Annotated in this window: 2 protein-coding genes and 2 pseudogenes; 2 read left to right on the forward strand and 2 right to left on the reverse strand. The window is 67.4% G+C overall.

Going from position 1 to position 4197, the window contains the following annotated elements; genetic code table 11:
* Positions 1–847: 847 nt before the first annotated feature.
* On the forward strand, positions 848–1213 hold the full coding sequence (locus ACIQTO_RS38065; RefSeq protein WP_402398249.1) for a transposase: 366 nt from the start codon (positions 848–850) through the stop codon (positions 1211–1213).
* A gap of 60 nt (positions 1214–1273) precedes the next feature.
* On the opposite strand, the pseudogene istB reads toward ACIQTO_RS38065, so the two are convergent.
* A pseudogene (gene istB, locus ACIQTO_RS38070) lies at positions 1274–2064 on the reverse strand (IS21-like element helper ATPase IstB).
* A gap of 133 nt (positions 2065–2197) precedes the next feature.
* Between istB and ACIQTO_RS38075 the strand changes: the two are divergent.
* The gene (locus ACIQTO_RS38075; RefSeq protein ID WP_402398251.1) at positions 2198–2473 is read left to right on the forward strand and encodes a hypothetical protein; all 276 of its coding nucleotides are present in this window, start codon (positions 2198–2200) and stop codon (positions 2471–2473) included.
* Positions 2474–2491: 18 nt separating this feature from the next.
* Here ACIQTO_RS38075 and istA read toward each other — a convergent pair.
* Positions 2492–3973 (reverse strand): annotated as a pseudogene (istA, locus tag ACIQTO_RS38080) (IS21 family transposase).
* Positions 3974–4197: the final 224 nt, after the last annotated feature.

Raw genomic sequence — 4197 nt, forward strand, 5'->3', positions numbered from 1 at the left:
CAAGCAACGCGCCAAGCACCACGACGTCGGCAAAACGGTCAAACGCGCCGAGTCGATCAAGGAACACCAGGCCCGCCGAGGTTAAACGTCAAGCTAAACGATCACTCGCAAACTACGGCGCTCCGTGTGCGACACGAGGTCGCTCCAAGTAAGTAAAGGACAGCTGCGTGAAGGAGGTATCGATCGGCTGAACTTCGGGCCAGTGTCCAAGGCCCGTCCCCGTGCTCCCATGCGTCGCTGGCAACGGCGGGGTGTGAAGCGGAGCGTTCAAGTCCAAGAGCATCCGGGCCATCCGGAAGCCACAGGCGAGGGGAAGGCTGGACGGGCGAACGCAAGTGAACCCTCGATGATGCCCCGTGATCCGTAAGACCGCGCTGATGGCATGCGAGCGGCGGTCACAGGACCCGGTGCTGTGAGGCACCAAGCGACCTTCGGGTAACTGAGCCCGGAGGGAGGACACCGCTGGTCCCGGGGTAGAGGGGGCGCCCACCCCAGCCGCGTCTTACTGGTGCGGAACGTGGCAACCCCGTCGTGGTCCAGGCGATGAGCCTGGTAGGCCGACCGCAAGGAGAGCTGAACTCCCCGGCGGGAGAAGGATGATCCAAGAAGCGAAAGCCGGTAGGTCGAAAGGCCAGAGGAAGCCGGGAGAACGGGACCTTCACCCGTGCCCCGCATAACTCGCCGGATACGGACCCTGGTGGCCCGGCCCGAAAGGGAGCCCACGTGGATCGGGTGAGCCTTTGAAGTCACCGCTGCAAGGACGTCAGAACCGAAGGTGAGGGGCCCCGAAGATCCCGGACAGGGACCCAATAGGGTTGTCCTGTAAGGAATCGAGGGAAGTAGCACAGTGGCACGTCCAAGCTCGTACTCGCCGGAGTTCCGCGAAGAAGCGGTCCAACTGGCCTTGAAATCCAGCAAGCCTGTCTCGCATGTCGCTCGGGAACTCGATGTGCATCCCGAGACGCTTCGCTCATGGGTGCGCCGGTATGAGCACGAGCACGGAAATCAGGCTGGCCCGCTTGAGATCGATGAGCGCGCCCGGCTCAAGGAACTCGAACGTCGAAACCGCGAACTCGAGATGGAAGTCGCCTTCCTGAAAAAGCCGCAGCGTACTTCGCGAAGGATCCCCGGTAGCGAGCACGTACGAGTTCATCGAAACGATGCGACTCGATTGTCAAGGGACAGTGGGATCTCCCCGGTGGCGGAAAGTTGATCTCCCCGCTGGTGGACAGTGAAAGTCCCCAGTGGACAGTTGATCTCCCCGGGGGTGGGGTCAGTCGAGGGAGACGACGCCTCGTCCGGTGGTCGCCTCGGCGAGGCGGTGGCTGTCGCCCTGGGTGACGACGACGTGGGCGTGGTGCAGGAGCCGGTCGACAGTCGCGGTGGCGAGGGTCTTCGGCATGATCTCGTCGAATCCCGACGGATGAAGGTTGCTGCTGACCGCCAGACTGCGGCGCTCGTAGGCGGCATCGACCAGGCGGTAGAAGCCTTCGGCGGCGTCAGGAGAGACAGGCAGGAGCCCGATGTCGTCGACGATGATCAGGTCGGTGCGGGTGATCCGAGCGATCGCCTTGGAGACGGAGTCGTCGACGCGGTGGCGGCGAACCAAGGCGCCGAGGTCCTCGATGGTGAACCACGCGACGGTCATCCCGGCGTCGACGGCGGCCTGCCCGAGTGCCTCGGTGAAGTGGCTCTTGCCCGTGCCGGACGGGCCAACCACACAAAGATTCTCGCGCCGGCCAACCCATTCCAGAGTCCGCAGCGCGGACTGGGTCGGGACGGGGATCGAGGAGGCTTCCTCGTTCCAGATGTGGAACGTCTTGCCGGTGGGAAAGGCCGCGCGAGCTCGTCGGGTGCGGAGTTGGCGGCGTCCCGGCCGGCGGCTTCCTCGGCCAGCAGGGCCCGCACGATCTCGGCGGGATCCCAGCGTCGGGCCTTTGCGGTCGGGATGATCTCGCCCATCGCCCGGCGGATGTGAGGCAGCTTCAGGCGGCGGGTCAGCGCGATCGCCTCGTCGAAGGCGGCGCCCGAGGTCGCGGCGACCGCCGAGGCGGGGGCCTGCATTCGGTGTCGTGGCGCGGGGACGGTGAGGCTGTCGTTCATGGCGGTGTGCTCCTTCTGATCGCGGCCGTCGGCGGCTCGGCGCCGTCGGCCGGGTGTTGTCCTTGTTGTCCTGGGCGTCGGGTAGGTTGCCCGGATGACTGACATGGACCCGTTGGTGCCCGTTCTTGCCGGGCTGGTCGTCGACACCGTCTGGTTCCTCGACGGCTGCGAGGACGACGAGGTGGATCCCGACTCCGCGGTGAAGATGATGGAGAGCGTGGCCGGAGTGCTGCAGCGGCTGCCGGAGGCCCAACTCGGCCGGTTCCTGCAGACGCTCAGGGGCCTGGCCGAGGCCGAGTTGGACCCGCAGCGGCGGGAGTTTTTGGAGTCGTTCCCCGGTGCTTGCGGTCTGGTTGACGACGAGGACTGAGCCCTGACCAGGGTCGGCTCAGTTCGACCCGAATCCGGACCAGGCCGAGGTGCCCGGCTGCAGGCTGTGGGTCTCGCTGCGACGGATCGGCTCGACCTGGTCGTGCTCGCCTTGGTGGTCCAGGATCGACAGCAGGTCGCTCTCGGCGAAGCGACCCACCGTTGCGGCGGTGCCGAGCGCCCGGTCGACGTCGGCGGTGCCGTGCAGCTTGGCCAGTGCGATGGCGTCGGCCATCTTCGCCCGGATCCGACGGGTGCCGGCGGCCGCGGCCTCGATGAGCCAGGCCGCCGCCCCCGGCCCGATCGCCAGGAACTGGGCCTCGGCCGGGTTGGTCGGCTTCGGCGCACGCTCCCCGCGCGGGGCATCGGGGTAGTGCTCGTCGGCGATGCGCGGGTTGCCCGGAGTGGAGCGGGCATGCCGGGCGACCTCGACCGCGCCGCCCGCGACCATCGCGGTCACGATCAGGTCGTCGCCGTGGAAGCGGACCCAGACGCTCTCCTCGACGAGCTCGTGCGGGACCGAGTAGCGCACCGAGTTGACCGAGATCGTCGAGTCCTTGCCGACCCTGCGGGTCTCGCCGAACGCGGCGGTGAACGGCTGCTCGGGCACCGGGTGCAGCCGCAGATGTTCCTCGGCCAGGAGCTCGGCGGGAATCCGGCGGGTCTCGCGGTGGACTCGGTTGTTCACCTCGGCCATGAAGGCCTCGCAGGCTTCCTGCAGCCCGGCGAAGTCGGTGTACTCGGTCCGCAGGTTCACCTGCGTGGGCACCAGGTCCCGCTTGGCGACCCGGACTGTCGACTCGGTCCCGCCCTTGGAGGCAGGGTCGGCCGGCATTCAGGTCCGCACCACGGTGCCGTAGTGGCGGGCGATCGGCACCAGCTCGGGGTTGCGGACCGCGATCCGGGCGACGTGCTCGACCGTGACCGTCTTCTCGTTGTCGGTCAGGCAGTAGGTCGGCACCCCGCCGATCGCGCGGAACGTCGCGTTCAGGCAGGCCGCCACCGTGGGCAGGGTCTTGTCGAAAACCGGGATGACCACGCGGAACCGTGACCAGGCCAACCACGCGCACCACAGGCTCGTGCGTCGTCCGCCGATGCGTGGGCCCTCGCCCCAGTCCCATTGCATCCACATCGCTGGCTCCGGGATCCAGGGTCTGAACACCCTGCGGTTCCCGGCCCGGTAGGACTCCTTCGCCGCTGCGACGGCCCGGCGGGTCGTGCGGTCGGTGCCGGTGAAACCCATCGCGACGATCTTCTTGTGAACAGCGTCGGCTCCGACCTTGCCCCGCGACCGCTCGACCAGCTCTTCGACCTTCGGAAGGAAGCCGTCGATCAGCTTCGACCGCACGGCCCGCTCGGTCGGGTCGACTCCCTGGCCCCGGAGCTGGACATAGCGCCGGACCGTGTGGTGGTCGCAGCCGGCCAGCTCGGCCGCCTTCCGGTAGCTCCCCGTGAGGTCGTACGCCTCAAGAATCTCCATGATCTCCTCATCGCTCTTCACCATGCCCACTGTGCGTTACGGGCGTGGTGGGTCGGCGGGGAGATCAGCTGTCCGCTACTGGGGAGGTCCCGTGTCCGCCAGCGGGGAGACCAACTGACCGCCGTTGGGGAGTCTGCCGCGTCCGCTGACACTCGATACAGCGGAGTACGCATACCCCGTCGAGTTCATGTGCGAACGGCTCGACGTGTCTAAATCCGGCTACTACGAGTGGAGATACCGCCCCG

It is taken from the genome of Kitasatospora sp. NPDC091207, from assembly GCF_044768625.1.
GTDB lineage: Bacteria > Actinomycetota > Actinomycetes > Streptomycetales > Streptomycetaceae > Kitasatospora.

Coding starts and splice junctions, on each gene's coding strand:
- ACIQTO_RS38075 (WP_402398251.1), top strand. CDS start 2,198: ATGACTGACATGGACCCGTTGGTGCCCGTTCTTGCCGGGCTGGTCGTC.